This window comes from Desmospora profundinema, assembly GCF_031454155.1.
GTDB lineage: Bacteria > Bacillota > Bacilli > Thermoactinomycetales > DSM-45169 > Desmospora > Desmospora profundinema.
This window is the reverse complement of sequence record NZ_JAVDQG010000009.1, coordinates 25,081-46,863: the sequence shown is the minus strand read 5'-3', so window position 1 is coordinate 46,863 and position 21,783 is coordinate 25,081. Positions and strand designations below refer to the sequence as shown.

19 protein-coding genes are annotated in these 21,783 nt (G+C 49.8%); 4 read left to right on the top strand and 15 right to left on the bottom strand.

Annotation, left to right across the window (positions count from 1 at the left end; translation table 11 throughout):
- Positions 1-147: 147 nt before the first annotated feature.
- From JOE21_RS16235 to JOE21_RS16205, 7 genes are all read right to left on the bottom strand, one after another.
- Positions 148-1,308, bottom strand: a complete 1,161-nt coding sequence (locus JOE21_RS16235) for an NAD(P)/FAD-dependent oxidoreductase (RefSeq protein WP_309868360.1) — start codon at positions 1,306-1,308, stop codon at positions 148-150.
- Entirely contained in the window at positions 1,301-2,572 is a 1,272-nt protein-coding gene (locus tag JOE21_RS16230; RefSeq protein ID WP_309868358.1) for an aspartate aminotransferase family protein, read from the bottom strand. Before JOE21_RS16230 ends, JOE21_RS16235 begins: the two co-directional genes overlap by 8 nt.
- Positions 2,569-3,894, bottom strand: coding sequence for a SidA/IucD/PvdA family monooxygenase (locus JOE21_RS16225; RefSeq protein WP_309868356.1), 1,326 nt, complete (start codon positions 3,892-3,894; stop codon positions 2,569-2,571). The genes JOE21_RS16230 and JOE21_RS16225 overlap by 4 nt, the downstream gene beginning before the upstream one ends.
- Before the next feature lie 14 nt (positions 3,895-3,908).
- The gene (locus JOE21_RS16220; RefSeq protein ID WP_309868355.1) at positions 3,909-4,958 is read right to left on the bottom strand and encodes a branched-chain amino acid ABC transporter substrate-binding protein; all 1,050 of its coding nucleotides are present in this window, start codon (positions 4,956-4,958) and stop codon (positions 3,909-3,911) included.
- On the bottom strand, positions 4,955-6,637 hold the full coding sequence (locus tag JOE21_RS16215) for a class I tRNA ligase family protein (RefSeq protein WP_309868353.1): 1,683 nt from the start codon (positions 6,635-6,637) through the stop codon (positions 4,955-4,957). The genes JOE21_RS16220 and JOE21_RS16215 overlap by 4 nt, the downstream gene beginning before the upstream one ends.
- A gap of 17 nt (positions 6,638-6,654) precedes the next feature.
- Positions 6,655-7,020, bottom strand: a complete 366-nt coding sequence (locus JOE21_RS16210; RefSeq protein WP_309868351.1) for a cupin domain-containing protein — start codon at positions 7,018-7,020, stop codon at positions 6,655-6,657.
- A 165-nt stretch (positions 7,021-7,185) separates the two neighbouring features.
- Positions 7,186-8,082 carry a helix-turn-helix domain-containing protein gene (locus tag JOE21_RS16205; protein ID WP_309868349.1) on the bottom strand — a complete coding sequence of 299 codons (897 nt, stop codon included), beginning with the start codon at positions 8,080-8,082 and terminating at the stop codon, positions 7,186-7,188.
- A gap of 305 nt (positions 8,083-8,387) precedes the next feature.
- Here JOE21_RS16205 and cysE point away from each other — a divergent pair, with 305 nt between their 5' ends.
- Complete coding sequence (gene cysE / locus JOE21_RS16200) at positions 8,388-9,080, top strand: serine O-acetyltransferase (RefSeq protein ID WP_309868348.1); 693 nt, start codon at positions 8,388-8,390, stop codon at positions 9,078-9,080.
- 43 nt (positions 9,081-9,123) lie between these two features.
- Here the strand turns inward: cysE and JOE21_RS16195 are convergent, their stop codons facing one another.
- Positions 9,124-10,377: an MFS transporter gene (locus tag JOE21_RS16195; RefSeq protein ID WP_309868347.1), complete on the bottom strand. Its 1,254-nt coding sequence runs from the start codon at positions 10,375-10,377 to the stop codon at positions 9,124-9,126.
- 548 nt (positions 10,378-10,925) lie between these two features.
- Here JOE21_RS16195 and JOE21_RS16190 point away from each other — a divergent pair.
- Together JOE21_RS16190 and JOE21_RS16185 are read left to right on the top strand one after the other, a co-directional pair.
- The gene (locus JOE21_RS16190; protein WP_309868345.1) at positions 10,926-11,627 is read left to right on the top strand and encodes a hypothetical protein; all 702 of its coding nucleotides are present in this window, start codon (positions 10,926-10,928) and stop codon (positions 11,625-11,627) included.
- 170 nt (positions 11,628-11,797) lie between these two features.
- A complete protein-coding gene (locus JOE21_RS16185) occupies positions 11,798-12,898 on the top strand; it encodes an AI-2E family transporter (protein ID WP_309868344.1) in 1,101 nt (366 codons plus the stop codon).
- Between the two features lie 186 nt (positions 12,899-13,084).
- Here the strand turns inward: JOE21_RS16185 and pepV are convergent, their stop codons facing one another.
- From pepV to JOE21_RS16150, 7 genes are all read right to left on the bottom strand, one after another.
- Positions 13,085-14,497, bottom strand: coding sequence for a dipeptidase PepV (pepV, locus tag JOE21_RS16180; protein ID WP_309868342.1), 1,413 nt, complete (start codon positions 14,495-14,497; stop codon positions 13,085-13,087).
- 232 nt (positions 14,498-14,729) lie between these two features.
- A complete protein-coding gene (locus tag JOE21_RS16175; RefSeq protein WP_309868340.1) occupies positions 14,730-15,569 on the bottom strand; it encodes an inositol monophosphatase family protein in 840 nt (279 codons plus the stop codon).
- 77 nt (positions 15,570-15,646) lie between these two features.
- Positions 15,647-15,892, bottom strand: a complete 246-nt coding sequence (locus tag JOE21_RS16170) for a hypothetical protein (protein ID WP_309868339.1) — start codon at positions 15,890-15,892, stop codon at positions 15,647-15,649.
- A 120-nt stretch (positions 15,893-16,012) separates the two neighbouring features.
- Positions 16,013-17,107: a Ger(x)C family spore germination protein gene (locus JOE21_RS16165; protein WP_309868338.1), complete on the bottom strand. Its 1,095-nt coding sequence runs from the start codon at positions 17,105-17,107 to the stop codon at positions 16,013-16,015.
- Complete coding sequence (locus tag JOE21_RS16160; RefSeq protein WP_309868336.1) at positions 17,104-18,204, bottom strand: GerAB/ArcD/ProY family transporter; 1,101 nt, start codon at positions 18,202-18,204, stop codon at positions 17,104-17,106. Before JOE21_RS16160 ends, JOE21_RS16165 begins: the two co-directional genes overlap by 4 nt.
- Positions 18,205-18,206: 2 nt before the next feature.
- On the bottom strand, positions 18,207-19,718 hold the full coding sequence (locus tag JOE21_RS16155; protein ID WP_309868334.1) for a spore germination protein: 1,512 nt from the start codon (positions 19,716-19,718) through the stop codon (positions 18,207-18,209).
- 61 nt (positions 19,719-19,779) lie between these two features.
- A complete protein-coding gene (locus JOE21_RS16150; RefSeq protein ID WP_309868332.1) occupies positions 19,780-20,661 on the bottom strand; it encodes a DUF2935 domain-containing protein in 882 nt (293 codons plus the stop codon).
- Between the two features lie 192 nt (positions 20,662-20,853).
- Here JOE21_RS16150 and JOE21_RS16145 point away from each other — a divergent pair, with 192 nt between their 5' ends.
- On the top strand, positions 20,854-21,759 hold the full coding sequence (locus JOE21_RS16145; protein WP_309868330.1) for a zinc dependent phospholipase C family protein: 906 nt from the start codon (positions 20,854-20,856) through the stop codon (positions 21,757-21,759).
- Positions 21,760-21,783 lie beyond the last annotated feature (24 nt).

Here is a 21,783-nt window from a genome sequence, read left to right as displayed (position 1 = left end):
AGAGGGCGTCAAAAGGGATGTTACGGATAGGGAATCTTTGTTGCTCCGCAACCAATCCCGGGAAGATCCCTTCTCTTTACTTTATTCTGCATAAGTGAGGCAATCCTTTCTCTTTTTCGACTATATTCCAGCCGCCTTTGATCCCCTTTACAAATGAACGTACGGGTGAACCGCTTTTAGGTTCTTGCCTTTTTCAAATCGGTCAGGGGCCCATTCTTTCATTCCAGGAGAAATGTTTCCAGTAAGAATGTATTCCGCCACATTTCTGCCAACCGCTGGGGCAATCTTAAAGCCGCCGCCACTAAAGCCGGTTGCCACCACCACATTTTTGTGTCCCGAAACAGAACCGATCATAGGGTGTTGATCCGGAGTGTAACCGTCAAAACTAAGCCTGCTTCCCGATATGGCGGACACATGAGGGAAGCGGTGCCGGATATTTTGTTTCGCTTTTATCATCTCGCTGTAACCGGCAGCCTCCTGCTTATTTACGAAGGGATTTTCCTGATCTAACTTTAATCCGACCAACAATTGGTTCGGTCCATTACTTCGGTAATAGGTACCCAGCGAATCATCCACTGTTGTCCAGATAGGAGTGCTTCCTCCGCCACACCAATCCAGTAGACAAACACCAATGGCTCTGGAAGTGATCGGCAATTTCACATCCAGTTCATCCAGCAAACCCTTTACCCAAGTGTTTCCGCACAAAATGACATGATCGGCAAATAAAGGGCCGGTATTGGTGTGGATCCCACAGACATTTCCCTGTTCGATCAGCAAACGCTCCACTCTGGTCCCTTCCATTACCTTTAGCCCCAACTGCTGCGCCCGGGTTATAAAGCCCAGGGTCGCAGCCACAGGATCGGCATATCCACCACCGGGTTCATATGCTACACCACCGATTCGCTCCGTGGAACAAAAAGGCTGCCATTGTTTATATTCTTCCGGGGTTAACATCCAAACCGGAATGCCTTCCCTCTCCATTTCAGCCACATTCCGCTGCATAGAGTCCACTTGTTCCGGACCCACGATCATGGCAAAACCCGTTACCCGGAAGCCGCAACTTCCCCCGATCACTTCAGGCCAATAGGCATAAGTGTAATAACTCTCCCAGGCAAGTTTCATTTGAGACGGATGAGTATGGTGCATCCGGATTAAACCACCGGACATGCGAGTGGCCCCCACCCCTGGAAGGCGGTGCTGTTCACATAATACAACCTTTGAAATCCCGCTGTTTAACAAATGATAAGCGATACTCGCACCGGTGATCCCACCACCAATGACAAGCACCTCCGCATGTCTGTTAGCCAAGACGATCCCCCGTTTCCGCCACACTTTCCGCGAAAAGAGAGACTGCGTGATGCAGCTCCTGCTCGGTAACCACTAAGGGGGGAATCCATCGGATCACATGATCATGGGTGCCGCAAGTAAGGAGAAGTAACCCTTTCTCTAAGCAACGTCGGCGTATCTCACTTGCTTTTTTTCCATCGGGCTTCCCATTTCCATCCCGGAATTCACACCCCACCATCAGTCCCAAACCGCGCACCTCAACGAGACTGGGATGGGTTCGTGTCACTGCTTGAAGCAAATGCACCAACTGCCTACCCGCTTTCGCAGATCGTTCCACCAGATGTTCGTCGTGAATCACTCGTATGGTTTCCGCTGCAGCTGCACATGCCAAGGGGTTCCCTCCATATGTTCCACCGTGGGACCCCTGAATCCACTTCTCCATCCGCTCCCGGCTGGATGCAATTCCACTTAACGGCAATCCGGAAGCCATCCCTTTAGCCATAATGAGGATGTCCGGTAAAATGCGGAAATGCTCAAAGGCGAAAAAGGTTCCTGTCCGGCCAAAACCGCTCTGCACTTCATCCAGGATTAGTAAAATCCCGTGCTGATCACAAATACTTCGCAATCCTTGCAGAAAAGTGGCTGATGGAACCATATATCCTCCCTCTCCAAGCACCGGTTCCACAATCATAGCAGCGGTTTCCGCAGGGGCTGTCTGAGTGAACAATAATTGTTCCAACGCCTCCAGACACCGTTCGGTCTCTTCCTCTGAAGAGGGAAAGGGGGCCACGATCACTCCCGGCATTAACGGTTGGTAGTGAAGGCGATAAATGCGTTTGGCGGTTGTAACAGACATGGCTCCCACCGTACGACCGTGGTACCCCCCTTGAAAACAGATGAGATTGGTCCGCCCTGTGGCATGCCGCGCCAACTTGATTGCACTCTCGACCGCCTCACTTCCACTATTGGAAAAGAAAAAGCTGTTCAAGGAAGAGGGGACCACTTGACGAAGCTCTGTCACAAGATCCTGCATCGGCTTGTGGTAGAAGATAGTAGCCTGGCCGTGGAGCAGTTTTTCTGCTTGGTTTTGAATCGCTTTTACTACCCTGGGATGACAATGACCTGTATTGGTCACACCGATTCCCGAGGTGAAATCCAGATAACGATCTCCATTTTGATCTATCAAGGCAGCTCCCATTCCACGATCTGCCATAATATCGCTAAAATGGGGCCATACCGGTGACAAATAATCTTTCCAATCCGCTTGGCTGACTAGTTCTTTCATTTTCCCGCCCCCTGTACCACTTCTTTATGACAGGATTCTTTTAACGTCTCGTAAATCCGCTGTGCTTTCAGGGCCATCATACTAAAGGAGGTAGAGTCACTGATCCCATGGGTTCGTTCCGTCAGCCCGTTAATAAATAATCTGGATTTGAACGCTGCCGTCGTTTGAATGCGGTAATCACGCGTGATCTTTAGGCACCCCGCCTCATCCTTCAACAGATATTCTTCTAAAGGGTTTAGGATTGCAGGCATCTTTGGCTCCTTAAACCCTGTACATAAAATGATCGTGTCTGCGGAAACGGTGCGTGTTTGTTGCGTATATATATCTTCCAACGTCAGGTGATAACGACTGTCTTCCCGCTTTATATCCACCACTTGTGTACATCGAGTAATATGAAGCCGGTTCCTTCCCTGTACACGATCTTCATATACCTTCCAGTAAAGATCCCGGCTTACGTCATAATCCACCACCGAATAGTTGGTATACTTCATCTTTTCAAACAACTTATCTCTGTTCTCTTGGCTCAAGTGATAAAAATAATCGGTAAATTCGGGGAAAAAGACTTCATTACTAAAATGACCCGTATCCATCAGCTGAAAGCCGACGTTTCGATTAATCGAATAAATGGAAGCGGTCGGATAACGATCCCTCAAACTTAAGATGACCTCAATGGCATTTTGACCCGAGCCAACAACAACAAACGTATGGTCATCCCGAGAATGATGAGCGGACAACCGTTGAAGAAATTGATGCGAATGAAATACATTCTCTCCCAGATAAGCTCGATACAGGTCCGGAATATGAGGGATGCGTCCCACATTAACAGCCATATCCCGCGTCTGAAACATCTGTGTTCGTCCGGTCTCCAACTCTCGAACCCATACGTTTAAATACTGAACGGCAGATGCCGATACGACCGGCTCCACTTCCAATACTTCATGACGATAACGAACATGCTCGGTTAACTGTTGTGCACACCAATTGACATAGTCGGACCATTCGATCCGTCCCGCCACACCCCCTAAGTGTCCAAAAGCGAACAAACGGTTTTTCTCCACCAGGTAATTAGGGAAAGTGAAACGGCTGCGGGGATTACGCGGCGTGGCAAAATCACGTAAAAAATGATGTTGAATGTCGGTACCGGATAGGAGCATATTCGGTTGCCAGGAAGAATCGGCTGCTTTTTCAAAAAATAATCGGTCCATTTGATGCTGCCCTGTTTCCTCCTCGTCGTCCGCCATGACGGCAGCCAAAGCGATTCCCGCCGGACCAAAACCGACACCGATCAGATCATAAGTAGGTTGGATATTATTTTCTCGCATAGTGATACCCCCAATCAGATTTCAAGTGGAATCACACACCGTTCCAATAAATGAAATCCGCCTTTTTTTACTTCCCACACTCCAAGAGAGCACTCCTCCCAGTCTCCCTGTTCGTCAAATACCACCTCACCCAATAAACTGTCCCATTTGTTGGCGGAGATTAGCTGCAGCAGCCCCTCCTCCCCCTTCTTTCTTTTTTCCACTGCCTGTAACAGAATCTCTGTTGCTGCGTAGGTAGCCGCCGCATAGTAACCTGGATTGTCATGATTGATCCGTTGATAGTCGTCGATAAATGGGGCCGTTTTGCGGCTATACTTTGGCGGCAGAAAACCCATAACCCATACGACACCGCAATCTCTTTCTATCTGTTGAAGAAACTGCGGGTTTAACGCATCATCCCCAAAGAGAAGCGGAAGATGACTTCCTTGGCTGGTAAAGGTATCAGCCAAATCTCCCGCCACATGACTCCGCCCCCCAAACAAGACCGCTTGATAACGCTTCTCCCATTTTCTTGTGATTAACTTCTTTTCCGAAGGATCCATTTGATGGGACCACGTCACCCGAGTAAGCGGCCCCAAGCTTTGTTGATCGAGAAAAATATCGACATAATCCATCAGTCGTCGCCCATAGAGACTACCATCATCCACCAATATCACACGGCTTGAGGAGAAACGATCCGAAACCCACTTTGCCATTAACCGAGCCAATTGTTCATCTTGAGCGCACAATCGAAAGACGTGGGGCCATTTGCTCAAATCAGGATGAGTAGCGGCGGGAACCATCAAGGGAATTCCCGCCTCCTGATAAATCGGAGCCGCCGCGATCGCACATTCACTGCTGAAATGTCCTACCACACCGTCCACCTTCTCAGCTGTCAAATCACGAGCCACTTTAGGGGCCAACCGTCCATCTGCTTGTTCGTCTCCGAAATAAACGCGAATGCTTGTCCCCTTTCGAAGCTCCCAGTGGCGAACTGCCAGCAAAGCTCCCCACTTCAATTGCGGCGTGTGCGCCGTACGCGTTCCGGAAAACGCACCTGCAATACCCAGTTTCACCGTTTTCACCCCACTTTCGCACCACCTGGTGTTTTGGTATACAGCTGTGTCAACTGTTTCTCATCCACCTTGGAGAAAAAGGGATCCCGGGGAACCTGAGGGGTCAACAATACCCGATCCTTAAACAAGTCCCGCCACAAGAAATCGCGGGTGTTTGGTTCTTCTCCCAGAGCGTCACGAAGAGATCGGGAAAAGCCGGGCATGAACGGAGCAGCGATTACCGACAATGTTCTGGCAGCTTCCAGGTTGGTTGCCAAATCGGAAAGACGATTGGTGTAAGATTTGCAGATATGGTGGTAATGTGAAATGGCTTCTGTGGCATAGAGGGTTATTTCACGTGCAGCTTCTCGTAAGGAGAACGTATCTTCACTCAAATAGCGGGAAACCGTCTTTATGACATACAGGGTGTATTCCTGTAAACGTAAGGAATGAGGGTGAATAACACGATTCCTTGACAGACTGAGATCGACCGTCCCCAGTTTGGCAGACTGTCTGAGAAGGCTTAACAACCATGGATTCCACTTCTCCACCAAGGTTTTATTAACCAAGTCCCGAAACTGTACGGTACTGAAATTGGTCTGCTCCTGTTCAGGGGCCGTTAGACATAGATAAAAACGAACGGCGCTGGGGTCCATTTTCGTGAAAATATCTTCTCCCCAAATGGCGTGACGACGACTGGTGGAAATTTTCCGATTATCCAAACGATAAAATTCATTCGTGATCATCGTGTGGGGGAGCATATATCGATCCTGGGCTTTTAACATAGCAGGATAGAGCAACCCGTGAGAAAAGCCGCAATCAAAGCCAAGGAAGCCTACCCACTTTGTATCCTCCGATTCCCAAAATGCTTTCCATCGCTCCGGCTTTCCCATGGCTTCGGCCCAATCGCGGGTGGCACTGATATATCCAGCGGCCCCTCCATACCAGGTGTCTAACACCTGCTCCTCCATTTCTTCGAGGGGAACCGGAATTCCCAATGGAAACAAACGGCTGACCGGAACCTTTTCCACGGTGTTTAACAACTGCTTGCATAATTGTTGAAGACGTGGCCGCCAGCTTCTCTTTTTGGAATAATACGATTCCAACTCCCTTTTCCAATCCGCAAGTCGAAAAAAGGCGCGTTTTTCGTATCGAATGGCGAGGGTTTGTCCGCATTGTGTACAGTGGGCATCCTTTAATTTGCCTGGCTCCTGGGGAAAGCCGCAACTTTCACAATAGGTCGCGTCAGAGGGGTCTCCACAATAGTGGCAATGGCCGCGAACCAACCCCTCATAACAATGGAATCGGCAATGTTCACAATAATATGTTGCTACTGTTTCAATTTTAATACTTCCTTGCCGGTAAAGATCTTGAAAGAAAGATTGCATCACCTCACGATGGGTTTCACCTGACCTGGGGATAAAAAAATGATCGGGATGCATCTCACTTAAGCGTAGCGTCTTCTGCATGGAGCGAGTAAAGCGATCGGCTGTCGATTGCGCTGTCTCTCCATTCTCCAAAGCGGTTCTCTGTACGTATTCCTGATAATCGTCGGTATAGGAGAGGTAGAGTACATCATGGCCTTCCAGGCGTCTAAACCGGGAAAAAACATCCGCACCCAGAAACGGGCCAGCCAAATGGCCAATATGCAGATCACCGTTGGGCGTCGGTGGAGCTGCTGTGACCAGATATCGTTGTGTGGATCCCATCGTATGCACCCTCCTTTTTAAATACTGTAGTCCTCAGCCGTCTGAATTTGGTTTTGTTTATCCCACCACCATACGGAGAAAAATTCCAGATCTTCGCCGCCTATATTGATAATGCTGTGTTCGGTATGCGGTTCAAAATAGATCACATCCCCTGTTTTTACCACATCCTTCTCATGATCCGTCACCACTTGTCCGGTACCCTTTACAATAATAAACGTCTCTTTTTCTTCATGACTGTGCGGGGTTGATTGTTGTCCAGGCGGCAAGACACACCATGCTCCTTCAAACGGTGGTGTAACAACCTGCTTCCAGGGAAAGGTGCGCTGTGCATATAGATTGTACTCAAATCCCAAATTTTCTCGATCCAAGCGTTGAATTTTCATATATTCATCCTCCTTTCATCTGTAAGCAATGTACCAAAACTGGGGAACCTTTGCGTTTGCGATCTGGTCGTCTTATCCGGTAAGAAAAACGAGCAGGCCAGGTTAAAGTCCCTAACGGTCATTCAATATACAAATAATTATGAACAAAAAAACCCGAGAATCGGGTTATAACATCACACCGTATCGCAGCTTCTCTTTGATTGAATACAACAAATTCTCTGTATTCTTTAGACGGTCCGCTTTATCCATCACCCGGAATAGGCTATAGGCCAAGGTAGCGTACTCCAGGGCAGCTCCCACTTTGTTTAAGTTGTACTGTGAAAAGCTGAGCTGATAATACAGCTCCCCTAATAAATAGAGGGTTCGTTCCCGTTTGCAGTATTTGATGGCTAGTTCGATGCGTTCGATTGCCTCTTGATATTTTCCCAAACAGTCTAGTGCGAGCCCCATGTTGTATAGAATTCGAATGTAGATGAGAGGATTTTTTTTTTCTGATAGACGCTTAAACTCCGCCAGGCACGTTTCGTATCTTCGTATTGCCTCTCGAATCATGCCTGTTTCCAATAATATATTTGCTTGGGTGATCATTATCTCCACATCGATCTCCGTGATTGATAATGCTGACGTCTTCATGCTTATAGCATATTGCAAAGCTTTACTCGCAGAAACATCATCTTGGTCCAGATAATAGAAGATTATTCCTTTATGCCACCATAAAAATTTTTGTTCGTGGGGATCTTGAAAACATGGATTTTCAATCGCTTCCTCCACAAGCGTTCTCACTTCTTCATATCGTTTTTCATGGACCATATCCCGAATGGTCTCTTTGGTAGTCAATATGTAACTATCATCCACATCATGTCTTCTACTGAAAAAATAATTCATGGTGACCCCGCACTTTCTGCTGATCGCGTACAAAATATCGACGCATGGAACATTCTTTCCGCTTTCAATTCTGCTGATCTCCGCTTGGGTACAAATGCCTTCCGCCAATTGCTTTTGAGTCATTCCCAATCGCAACCGAAGATCCTTAATAACCGGACCCAAACTTAGCTCCTGCATGGATGACCCCTCCTAAAGGAAAACGGAATGGAAATACATTATTGCATAAAATTATTAAAATGAGGAGGATCGCTGTATTTTTTTATAACGAAAGGGGTTGCAACTCGATTATCAAAAATTATGTTATTTTCAATTTACTGTATACTCTTAAACAAACCCGAAAGATCAGGAGGAATGAAACATTCACGATTTCCTATATTTCGTTTTTATGCATTTACTTTATCAACGCACCTATGAGACCGATCGAGAAAGTCCCGTATCGTTACCGCTTGAAAATTAACCGATACCCATAGGGAGGTCTATTGATGGGACAAGGTGCTGGATTACTTACAATCATGCGATCCGATATTCGGGCAGTATTTGATAATGACCCTGCAGCCCGCTCGTTACCGGAGGTGATATTCACATACTCCGGATTGCATGCGATCTGGCTTCACCGCATCGCCCATATTCTACATAGAAATAAGTACTTCTTTTTGGCAAGAGCACTATCACAACTAGCCCGTTTTGCCACAGGTATTGAAATCCATCCCGGTGCTGTAATTGGAAAAGGGTTCTTCATCGATCATGGGATGGGGGTCGTCATTGGGGAAACATGTGAAATCGGCGATTATGTCACGCTTTATCAAGGTGTGACACTGGGGGGAACCGGAAAAGAAAGAGGGAAAAGACATCCAACCATTCACCATCATGTGTTGATATCTGCAGGTGCCAAAATACTAGGTGCCATCACGGTAGGTGCAAACGCAAAAATCGGTGCCGGATCGGTTGTCTTAAAAGATGTCCCTGAAAACTCTACTGTTGTAGGAATCCCAGGTAAAGTTGTCATCAAAGACGGAAAATCTGTAAAACAACCGTTAGACCATACCCATTTACCAGACCCCGTCACTCAAGCATTTCGAAAAACAGAACGTGAATTATGGTTGCTATGGGTAAGCATGCATAAGATTCATCACCAGTTAAATGAATCGAAAAAGGAAAAGCCGAAAGTAAACTAAAAAACCGGGATCGGCTATATAGCCGATCCCGGTTTTAGTGTTTTTATGTCGTGAGTGCGGATGGTTTCTTATCTCGATCCCGCTGGGCGGAATCTGGTAAAAAGTAGGTGAGAATCACCGCTCCTATCAGTAAAATGGAAGAAAAGACAAACGCCGCCTCATAACTTCCGGTTCGATCAAACAACCAACCCGGAATATAAGCACCCAAAGCCGATCCCACTTGATGAGCAAAGGAAAGCCATCCTAACACCAAACCCACATTTACCGATTGAAAGAGTCTGGTGGCCGTTAGTGTAGTGGGGGCTACGGTGGAGAAATCCACCAACCCGAACAAAACAGAAAAAACAAGCAACATCTGGGGTTGGTGTGTGTAAACCAATAAAAACACCGTTATGGCCCGGACCGCATATAAGGTAAACAGCATCCAGCGATTATTCCAGTAATCCGCAAAGTGTCCTGAAGCCAGCGTTCCGATGATGTTGAATATAGCGAGCAGACTCACAGCCGCGCCGGCGGTGGCAGCCGAAAACCCATGATTATGCGCAAATGGAACCAAGTGCGTATCCATCAGGCCTGTAGTAGTAAAACCACAAACAAAATAAGGGATCAGTAGACACCAAAACCCCCGATGCTTCCAATATGTAACGGGTGTGACAACGGATCCATCCCCTTTGTTCAGCGAGGACTTCTCTGACATTCCTCCATATGGTTCCATCCCCAGATCGGCAGGTTTGTCTTTTAAAAATATAAGTAGCAGCGGAAAAGCGAAAACAATCAATATACCTGCCAGTACCAAAGATGCAACGGGCCAGCCCCATGTTTGGATCAACACGATTGCGAGGGGGACGATAAAAAATTGACCCGCTCCGAAACCGGCCGTAATCATCCCCAGCGCTAACCCCCGTTTTCGGTTAAACCAACGGGTAACGGCCACAGATGCAGCCACGCTGGATGCTCCACCAAACCCGATGGAAGCAAGGATGCCAAACCATAACCACAGTTCCAAATAAGTGGAAGCGGTAAGGGTTAATGCCACTCCAGTCCCAGCAATCAGCGCGCTGTAAGAAAGAACTTTTCGGACGCCCCATTTATCGATTGCCTTTCCTATAAGCGGCTGTGTGATGCCATAGACGACGAAGCTCAACGTTCCTACAAACGAGATCGCTCCTCTGCTTGTCCCGAAATACTCCTCCCACGGTACGATGAAGGCACCAAAGGATAATCTTGCCCCTTGCACGGTCAACAGTGCGAAAAAGGAAAAGAATAAAATAAACCAGCCGTAGTGAATTTTTTTCATCGGGATCTCCTCCTCATCCATCCAATTTACAGAGTAGAGGATATCGATCCATTTTTAAATATAAAATTGAATCATATTTTCTTTTTACCATTTATAATCAATGAATAAATGGGATAATAGTTTCAATATGAAAACAAGAGGGAAAGAAATCGTTCTTGGATGCGGCGGGAATTCTTTTCCGTCAACACCCAACATCCCTCCCGCTACCTCCTTTACAGTGATATAATACGGATATAGAAAAATGGTAGAAAGCGTTTTTGAAATGATTCATGGTGCTATATGCAGAAATCGAAGTACTTTTTACAGACGAACCGGAAATCGGGTAACCGCTCGAGCATACCCCGTTTAGTTAGGCAGCTGTCAGCCTGCTTTTAGTCACACCACTTGAAGGAGGGGGCTACGGCGCTTCCAGGGAGTTACAAACCTATCGTCGCCAGAAGAAAGTTCCTTTCAAGTGCTTTAACCGTGGGTAGCTGTCCCTTTACTTATCTGTTACACTAGTACTGAATGCAGACAGATGACAGCTTCAAACGAAAGGAGGGAAATAAATGAAGTTGCGTGGGCAGGTGCAACGCAGAAAAGCCCGAATTCGCAAAGCTGCGTTTTTCAGCTTTGTCGGCAGCCTGGTTCTGACAGGTTTTATCACCCCTCCGATCGTCCAAGCCCCTCAAGGATATAAACCGGATCTGTCGATGGAAGAAAACCGATCCAACGAACGGACCCATCCGGAAAAGCCAGGGGTGCAATTGTCACGGGAAAAGACACAGGAAAACCTTGAGGCGGAACCGACCGATCAACCGAAAAACTCCTGGTATGCGCTAAAACAGGACGAACAGCAAACAATCGAGCCAGTACATACGGCCACTGACACCCAACAAAACTGGAGTCGACCCCGGTCGAATGAGTCCGTCACAAAGGAAGAAGAACCGGCTGTCACTTCCGTTCCTACTCAATCTCCCGCGGATGAAGATGAACAAAACGCCAACCAGCCGGGAACCGGCCCCGATGATCAACCCCGGGAACCGGAAAACGAGGAAGAACGATCCCCGGAGGATGGAAAGGATGATCCCTCCAGTCCGGATGAGCCGACCGAACCTGGTGAGGGAGAAGAACCGGTGGAACCCGGGGAAGGAAACGATGAGCCGAAAGATGGGGATGAATCTGACGGAGACGACCGTGATGAGAGGAATCCGTATAACACCTTGAAAGAATGGTTGATCCAGACAAAGGAATCCGATCTCGCTTCTTGATGGCATCCGTCCGACACACCCCGTGAACCCGCAGGTTTACGGGATTTTTTTATTCAAAATCGATCGCTTCGAGTGCAGTCGGCCCATCGATGAAAAGGATCACCGGTTTATGGAAAAACCGTAGTGGGCAAGTTGATAGAACGGCACATCGATGGAGGAGGTTCAAGAGCATGCCCCAGTCCAAGCCATTTCGTATCGGTTATGCCATCCTATTGATCCTGTCGATCATTTATGTGGGAACGTTGGTGGACTTCATTTTTCACCCTGTGGTCGTCCTGTTTCAGACCTTGTTTTTCCCGTTCTTGGTCGCTGGAGTCCTTTATTACCTTTTCCGTCCGGTGGTGAACCTGCTCCACCGAAAAAAGGTACCGAAAGTGGTCTCCATCCTGGTGATCTACCTCGTGTTTATCGGACTGATCACCCTCTTGGTGCTGCTGATCGGTCCCCCGCTACAAGAACAGATCGACTTGCTGATCGACAATCTGCCGAACCTGGCTATCAAAGTGACAGAGAAGCTGGTAGCTTTGGAGGAGCATCCCTGGGTCCAGGGATATTTGGAACAAAACAGTCTGGAGGACCTCTCCAACCAGGCCGTCCAGTATCTGACCGACATTATCACCGCCATCGTAACCAATGTGGCCGGTTTTGTCGGAGTGATCGCCAGCATCGTGATCGCTTTTATCACGGTTCCCTTCATTCTGTTTTACATGCTGAAGGAAGGGGAAAAAGCCCCGAAACAATTGCTGCGCTTCTTCCCTGCCTCTCAGCGGACCGAGGGACGCAAAATTTTGTCGGCGATGGATACCGCCCTCAGCTCCTATATCCAGGGCCAAATTATCGTCAGCATCTGTGTCGGTGTGCTTATCTATATCGGCTATTTGATCATCGGCTTGGAATACGCGTTGCTGTTGGCTTTTATAGCTTTGTTCACCAACTTTATTCCGTTTTTGGGACCGATTATCGGTACCATCCCGGCGATTATCGTCGCCTTCATCGAATCTCCCATCATGGCGCTCTGGGCCATATTAGTCACTCTGATCGCCCAACAGATCGAATCCAACCTGATTTCCCCTCAAGTGATGGGCCGTCGTCTCTCCATCCATCCTTTGACCATCATCTCGCTCCTGTTGGTGGCGGGAAGCCTCGTCGGCTTCCTCGGTCTGCTGTTGGCGGTTCCCACTTATGCCGTTCTTAAAGTGGTGGTCAGCCACACCTACCGTCTGATCAAATTGCGTTACAAACGCGGAGAAGAAGCCGCAACTACAGAGTAAAGGATCCCCACCCCTCATGCTGAGCGGGGTGGGGATTTTTTCACCACTTCTCGATCTTCGGATTCGTTCTGCGGGAGAAATCGACCCCCGTCTGCAATGGGAGCGAAGTCGGAAAACCAGGCCGACCGACTGATCTACGTAATAGGTCAAGAAAACAATCGGGGTGATCGGGTGGGGGATCGATCGTTATTTGGCCAATTCATAGATAGCCTGGGCATAGATGGCCGCAGCACGAATGAGATCATCGACGCGGATGTACTCATCCTTTTGATGGGCCCGTTCTTCATGGCCGGGAAAAAGAGGACCGAAGCAAACCCCGGGCTTTAAGGCACGGGCGTATGTGGCACCCCCGATGGCCATCGGTTTCGCCGGTTGGCCAGTCTGCTCTTCGTAAACACGAAGCAGCGTTTTTACCAAAGGATGATCCGGATCCACATGATTCGGTGCTTTGTGATCTACTTCCGTAACCGTCAGTCCATATGAGGTAACCCGTTCGTCCACCTGACGGCAAATCCAGTCATGATCGCCGTCAACAGGATAACGAATGTTCAACTGTGCCCACTGCCCCTCACCCGGCTCGTATCGGAAAACGCCTCCGTTGACAGTAAGAGGACCCGTGATATCGTCGGACTGTGCGATTCCCAGCTTCTCACCGAAAAAGCTGTCCACCAGATAATTTCGAATGAACGCCACATAGCGGCTGCCGACCTCATCCAGTGGAAGGTCTCCCAGGAACTCCGCCAGATGGTACGCGGCGTTTAGGCCTTGATCCGGCTCGGAACCGTGATGGGACACCCCTTCCATCACCAGGGTGAGATAATCGTCGGCTTCTTCCGCATAACCGCGGATTCGATGGGTCAAGAGATAATCCTGATAGCGCTCCTTCAGCTCAAACACATCCCCGTCCCCAGCGAGACGGGCACCCGCCGCATCGGGAACCATGTTGGGGCGTTGACCCGCCTCAAACCGGGACAGAACCCAGCTGTCACCGGATGTCTCCACTTGAGGAGCCGATCCCGAAAGCGTCAGGTCGATCAACCCTTTTTCTGCATGAATGAGAGGAAAGTCGGCATCAGGGGTGAAACCCATATCCGGCATCTGTTCCCGTTCAAAGTAAACCTTCATATCTTTCCACTGGGATTCCTCATCCGTTCCCAGGATCAGCCGTACCCGTCTGGACAACGGCAAGCCCGATTCCTTCACCAGCTTCAAAGCGAAATAGGCCGCCATGGCCGGCCCTTTGTCATCCTGAGCCCCCCGGGCGTAAAACTTTCCGTCCCGAATTTCCGGTGAAAAAGGAGGACTCGTCCATCCATCCCCTGCAGGAACCACATCCAGGTGAGCCAATACCCCCACCAGTTCCTCCCCTTCTCCATACTGGATATGACCGGCGTAGCCGTCCACGTTTTTTGTCTCAAAACCGTCCGTTTTGCCCAGATCCAGCATATAGTCCAGGGCTGTTGCGATCGCTTCACCAAAGGGAGCCCCTTCCCGGGCGGTGGACTCATCCCGGATACTTTCAATCGCACACAACTGTGTCAAATGATGAATCAGGCTCTCCCGCCTTTTTTCCATCTCTGCCTGCCAATCGAACCTCAAACACGTCTCCTCCTTCACCACTGTCAGTATCCAAACTGTCGTCCCGCGGGCAACAACCCGTCCGTATCGCATGCCGAAGGACAACCGGCCATTTTCTTATGTATGAAAACAGGGCGTGTCACCATTATACTACCCCGTAAAACCAGGGAACAATGGATGGGATCACCCAAGACCCCTATACACTTGAAAAAACCGGCACGCCAGATTGGTTCGTACCGGCTTCATCTTTTAGTCAAACACGGAGACCATCCCCGTATCCTGTGGCTTCCGATTCTTTCAAGGCGGCCAGCAGTTCATCATGGACTGCGCCGTTGGTGGCGACAATGTGCCGCACTCCGATGTCATAGGGACGGCCCAGGGTATCACTGACACGTCCACCCGCCTCTCGGATCAGCAGCGATCCGGCGGCCAGGTCCCATGCGTTTAGATCCAGCTCCCAAAAACCGCTTAGCCGGCCCGACGCCACATAGGCGAGATGAAGAGCCGCAGCCCCCCCTGCCCGGATATTGCGACAGCGGGGGGACAGGTGGAGGATCCCCTTTACATTGACACGGCGCGCACCCTTGGCACCGGCGGGAAAACCGGTGGCGACCAAGCTGTGGGACAGTTCTTGTTCCGCGGATACGCAAATGGGCCGTCCGTTAAGATATGCCCCCTTCCCCTTCTCCGCTGTAAACAACTCGTCCCGCAGCGGATCATAAACCACCCCTGCCACCAGCTCCTCCCGCCGGGACAGCCCGATGGAAACACAGAAAAAGGGAAAACCATGTACAAAATTGGTGGTGCCGTCGATGGGATCCACCATCCATAAGTGCTCGTGGACACGGTGTTCTTCCAGCGCAGCTTTGGATGCTTCCACTCCGGCTTCCACTCCCTCTTCCCCCAGAATGGCATGATCGGGGTGAGCGGACAACAGCACATCCCGGATCCGCTCTTCTGCCGCCTGGTCCACTTCCGTCACCAGATCGTGCACCGACGATTTCTCTTTTACTTCTTTGGCTTCATAGGTATGACGCCGGATCAGTTCCCCGGCTTCCCGGGCGGCACGGATCGCGGTCTTCAAATAAGACAACGGGCTTTCCCTCCTTAACTTACACGCCTCCACTATATCATGCAGGAAACAGGCCCGCCAAAACCGTTCCCGGCTGTTTACTCGACGGATTTCTCATCCTTGGCGAGAAAAATCGCGTCCTCTTCCTCATAAAAAAGAGCGAACAACCCGATTTTTCGTTGCAGCCGTTCCATCTCCAGTTTCCAAAAAACCAGATCGGCTGTAATCCGCTCTACCGTCTGCCAATCCCCGCGACCAGCCGCCTCGGCCAGGCGCTGTTTGCCTTCACGGATCGATTCCCACATACGGATGGCCCGTTGTTGCTCTTCGTGAATCGCTTTCACTCTGTTCCCCCTTTTGTACAACGCGTGAAGCTCGGAGTCGTAACCTCTACCAGTCTAGGGGGAAAGAAGCGAAAGGGCAATAGGACAAAAGGGCGATCCAAAACCAGCGCAAATACCCGTTCACATCGTCATGCCGCGCTGCTTCAGTCGGATCCGAGGAGTGACAGTGATCTTCGCTTTTGAAAAGGCTTTCCCCCAATCGGTCTGCACCTCTTTCCAGGTGTCGTACCGGTATGCTTTTGCATAGATTCCCAATCCGAAGGGGTCCAGCTCGTTACGTTGCAAGCGATGGATCAGGGTTTCACATTGTCGCTTCAGCTGTCGTTCAAAGTCGGGTTCCAACCCTTTGTAACTGAGAGTACGGATTCGTTCCTTCATGGCTACGTCGAGTTGGACATCTATGTCGAATACAAACTGATTGTTGCGGACATCGGTTTGAATATCGAAGGATGCGTTCCGGATTTCCAGGTTGACTACGATATTTTCTAGATCGCGCTTAGCACCCTCAGGATAAAAGGTTAGCGTAATCGGTTGACGGAGATGCCGCTGCAACAAGAGCAGCAGGGAACTTTCCTCCCGGTTTAGAGATAGGATATACTTTCCGTCCTTATCCAGCAGTGCGGTTCCCGTCACCGCGATTTCATCGTCCTTAGCAGACAATTCCGCAAGAAAAGGAGTGATGCGGGGATCCGACATCTGGCGGTGAAATTGTAACAAATCGGTATCGACAGTTGTTCCGTTTCTATATGAAGAATCGATAATCTCTCGGACGACCACCCCGAGCCGCCCTTTGTCTTCCACATCGGCGTACATGACGTCCCGGACGGGTCCGTCCACGACGACAACCCTGGAGTTGATTTCATTTTTGGGATCACGCAGCAGACCGTCCAGCAGGGGAAAGACATTTTGTCGCCGGATGAGCTGTTTTCCGACGAGGAGTGTTTGCAGTTTTCCGCCTACGGCTTGTCCCGTCGTCTTAGAGTTGATGATGTTTCTCGTCTCGCGCTGACTATATCCGGTGGTGGTCGTAATGTCGTCGGCTTTTTCGGCTTCTCGGGCAAAAACGGGAGTCGCATGATACACGCGATATCGATCCCCTTCGATATCCAGGCCTCCCGTCAAGATGATACCGGCATCTTCCAGCAGCAATTGACCGCGGCACCCCGAAACCATGACCAACAGAGCCGTCAGCAGGCATAAAATCTTTCTCCTCATGTAGCCACCTCCTTCTTCTTCCCCGTAACCACTCTGCCGATAAACCACAAAACGGGAGGGAGAACAAACGCAAAAACAATCCCCACATCCGTCAACCATCTCTGGAGTTGAATCACCACGATGTCAGAGGGTTCCACAAACACGAATACAACAACCCCCACAAGCGCCGTCACCCACAACAAGGGCCGGTGGTCCTGCTTCCCCCCTATTCTTATTGCACCGTACAGCGCCATGTACAGATAGGCCATTACCGTAAACAAAAGAACAAATAGATAAAAAGATATAAACACAATTTCCAGGCGTTCCAGGAAAGGAAGCCGTATCGGTTTTAGCAAGACGAAGGTGGGCCAGAAGAACGAGTGTATTTCTTCGGGGCTAAACCGAACAAAGCTGAACACCACCACCTGGAGATAAATAAAGAGGGTCAAAACATTGGCGACGACAACTCCTTTTACCGCCTCTTTTTTATGTTTTAGGAACGGATACAGGATAAACACCACCTCAAATCCCAGAAAGGATAGGAGTGTCGGTCTCACTCCTTCCAACACGGGCAGCCATCCTTCCCGCAACACCGGCAGAAGGTTCAACCATTCCACATGCTCTTGCAGGGCAAGAACCAGGAAGGGGCCCATCCAGATGGAGAACAGATAAATGAAATCGGCAAATCGGCCGATCCCCTTCATTCCTAGTCGAACCGTCATGACAGTAGGGATCAGAAACAGCCCCGCTATTAGATACGCAGGGGTAAAGGGCAGAACCCAAGTCTGAATGATGTAGAGGATGACAAAAAAAACGGCTCCTGCCTTAAAGAAAAAAAGAATCACCCATATAAACACCATCCCCTTTCCAATCCATTTCCCGAATATCTTTGGAAGCAGATCGTAGAGAGTATCTTGCGGGTGCCTTTCCATGATTTTAACGATAACGATTCCGGCCGCGATGGAGACGAGACAGCTGATCAAAACCGAAATCCAGGCATCGGCTCCCGCCTTCTCCCCCACATCCCGCGGCAGCGTCGTCACACCGATCCCGATCTGTGTTTTATAGATCAGAAAGACAAATTGACTAAAAGAGAGTTGGTAAGGTTCTCGGCTCATCCCTAATCCTCGCTTTGTCCGGTTCTTTCCTGTCTCCGGTTTTGTTTTGGATCCGTGGCCAACGGACGGGTATTCATCCTCCGGAGAGGAATCCGAATCCACGTATCTTTCCAATCCCGGAGGCGGATCGGCGCAATCGGGCTTCCGAAGGGTTGGCCCAGGGACTCAAGGGAGTGGATATGGATAGTTACGATCATAAGCCCGATCATCAGACCCACCATACCGAAGAAGGCGGCAAACAGCATGATCGGAAACCGAACCAACCGGATGGCTGATGCCAAATCGTGATTGGGGATAATAAAGGAGGCGATGGCAGTGATGGCCACGATAATCACCATGATGTTGCTCACGATCCCCGCTTGTACGGCGGCTTGTCCGATCACAATCCCCCCTACCACGCCGATCGTCTGGCCGATGGGGGCGGGCAGCCGTACCCCCGCTTCACGGATCATTTCGATGGCCCCTTCCATCAATAACGCTTCTAAAATGGGAGGGAACGGAACCAACGCCCGCGATATACCGATGGAAAGCAGTAAGTCTAAGGGAAGCACTTCGTAATGATACGAGACGACGGCGATGTAGATGGCGGGAAACGTGGTGGCGATAAAAAAAGCAAAAAACCGGAAAAGACGTAAAAAAGAAGAGACAGGCCAACGGGTACTGTAATCGTCCACATTTTGAAAAAAAGCGGTAAAGGTGATCGGTCCGATCAGGGCGAAGGGGGCACGGTCCATCAAGACAGCGACCCTTCCCTGGAGAAGCTGAGACACCACGTTGTCCGGCCGTTCCGTCTGCAAAAACTGGGGAAACAGGCTATAGGGATGATCTTCGATGTATTCTTCTAACTCCCCCATGTTTATGACCGCATCCACCTCAATCCGTTGAATTCGGTTTTCCATTTCCGTTACGAATTCCGGTTTGGTCACATCTCTCAGAGACAATAGGTATACCTTGATCTTTCCTCGAATTCCCACGGTATACTCTCTTATTTCCAATTCACGATGATTCAGATAGCGGCGGATCAAGGCGAGGTTTTGAGACGCCGTCTCGATCAATCCCTGATGACCGCCTTTCAGGGTGGATTCGATCTCGGGTTCCTGAATCGCACGCTGCGGCCATCCCTGTGTATAAAACAACAAAGCGGAGGGAACTCCCTCCAACAACACCACGCTGACTCCGTCAAAGATGGCGGATTCCGCCTTCGCCCATCGGGACGTGGTCTCCATGTTGCCGACGGGAATGTCGAGGCGATCCAGTTCCTCAATGGAAGACAGTTCGTACATTAAAGGCTCCAGCAATTGATCATTTACGGAGTTTTTATCCACCATATTTTCCAGATAAACCAGTGCCGCTTCCACACCGGTTTTGGTCCGAAAACGGCGGACCACCAGGTCGGGCGCATGAGGAAAGCGGCGTTGCAGTTCAACCAGGTTTTTCTCCAGATTCTTATAAATAGGGATCCCGGTTCGGGCTTTGATTGGGTTGCCTCGATCTCTTCGGCGAATACGGCTCATAAAAGCCCCTCTTTTAAATAGCGGTTTGATTTATAGATTGAGCGAAAAGAGAAGGGAATATTCAACTGGAGGCCCCGGGACTGGGTAAACCTTCATCGGTTGGGGCAACAGACGATCCGGAGGGATTGGGATATTTCGTCGGTTTGGTTAAGAGACAATCGGGGGGAATGGTGATATCCGGGGCATAATGAGACAGCTTGTGCAGAAAATAGCAAGCCTCCGGAAAATGATGTTCCAAAAAACGTAGTGTGGTCTTATTCATTAACTGATGATTTCGGAATTCCCGCACCACATATTGGACGAAAAAATAAAATTCCGTCACTTGTTCGGCCGCTTGCGCCGCCAGTTTCATCTGTCTTGGAAAACCCGGCGGCTCCGACCGCAAGTACCCGGTAATCGTCCGGTTTTGTAATAACAGTGCTTGGAAGGCGGCTCGAAATTGATCGGCTCGGGCAGCCACTTGCACTTCCACTGGATCCAGATGATTGATTAACAACAGCGCGTGACCCAACTGATCCACCAACCACAGCTCCAATAAATCCGCCAACGGCAGGGGCGGCGGCTCCATTCCGCAGACATAGTGGGAAAGAAACCGCAAGTATTCCTCATTTTCCAAAAGCGTTCCGTTAAAATAAGACGGGGTAGCCGTTATCACGATCTGATTACGGATGCGGAGACGCTGCAACGCAGTTTCCAACTGATAATATCCAGCGGCGACCGGTTGCGCTCGCCGTGCGAACTGGATCATTTCGAAAGATGTCACCGCGGCACCTCGATCGATTCCCTGCAGTTCTTGCCGCAGGGCACGAAAGCGCTGTTTATAACTTTTTGCTGCTTGTACCCATTTCTTTTCAGCGGGGGATAAAAACTCAAATACAAATTGCGCATGATCCTCCAAGATCTCCAGCCAGAAATGGTGCTCATCCCAAGCCCGCAATTCCACGATTCGTTCCTCCCCATAAACGAGTTCATTTATCTATCGTTATGCACCGGGGAGAGGACACTTGCGATATTCCAAGACTTTTCCAAAAACAACCGGATTCGGCGGGTAGATACGGAATAACCCTTTTGACAAGGAACCCTTTCCTGCCGGGTCGAAATGCTATTCGATTCTTTTACATTGGAGGAGTGCCTGATGCCTAATATTTGGAGTCATATTCTGTTTGGACACCAGGTGTGGAAAAAAACAGGCCGACCGTTGCCGGCGGATCAAAAACCCTATCAATTGGGGTGCCAGGGACCCGATCCTCTGTTGTACCATCGTTTCTGGCCGTGGCAACCGGATACAGTCGTGGTGGAGCTGGGAAACGCCATCCATCGCCGCCACTGTGGACCCTTTTTACTCGATCTGATCACGGCCGCAAAGGTACACCCCGACTTCCGCGACTATGTCGCCGGGTTCCTTACCCATCACATTCTGGACCGGCAGACCCATCCCTACATCATCTACCGATCCGGGGAAGGAAAATACAAACACCAAGAGCTGGAGGTTATGATCGATACGTTGCTGGCAGAGCGTATGGCTGGCATTCAAACCTGGAACACACCGGTTGTCCCCCGGATCGACGTTGGAAAAAAGATGCCCGATCCATGGGCGGTACTCCTGCACCAAACAGCCCAAAGCCATTTTCCCGGTGAAACAAAAACGCTTTCACCCGATCATTGGCAACAAGCCTATCAGGATATGAAACGGGCCTTGCGATTCTTTTTCGATCCATGGCGAATCAAATGGGTCTTCACCCTGGGGAAAATCGCCCCTTTCCGATACCGTCCGCTTCCCTCCGGGAACCCTTACCTCAACGAAAACCGCCGGGAATGGCTGCATCCGGCCGTCCCGGAAGAGAAACACCAAGAGAGTTTTATCGACCTGTGGGAAGCGGCGGTAGAAGAAGGCGCCCCCCTTTTGCAAGCCACCTTTTCTTATTGGGAGGGGGAAAAACCTCTGTCCGCCCTGGAGCGAGAACTGGGTAACGATTCATATGAGACGGGCAAGGATTGTGACAGCGGTCTGGTCAACCGGGTTTTTGCTCCCATCGTTTGACCGCATACAAAAACCCGCCACCGA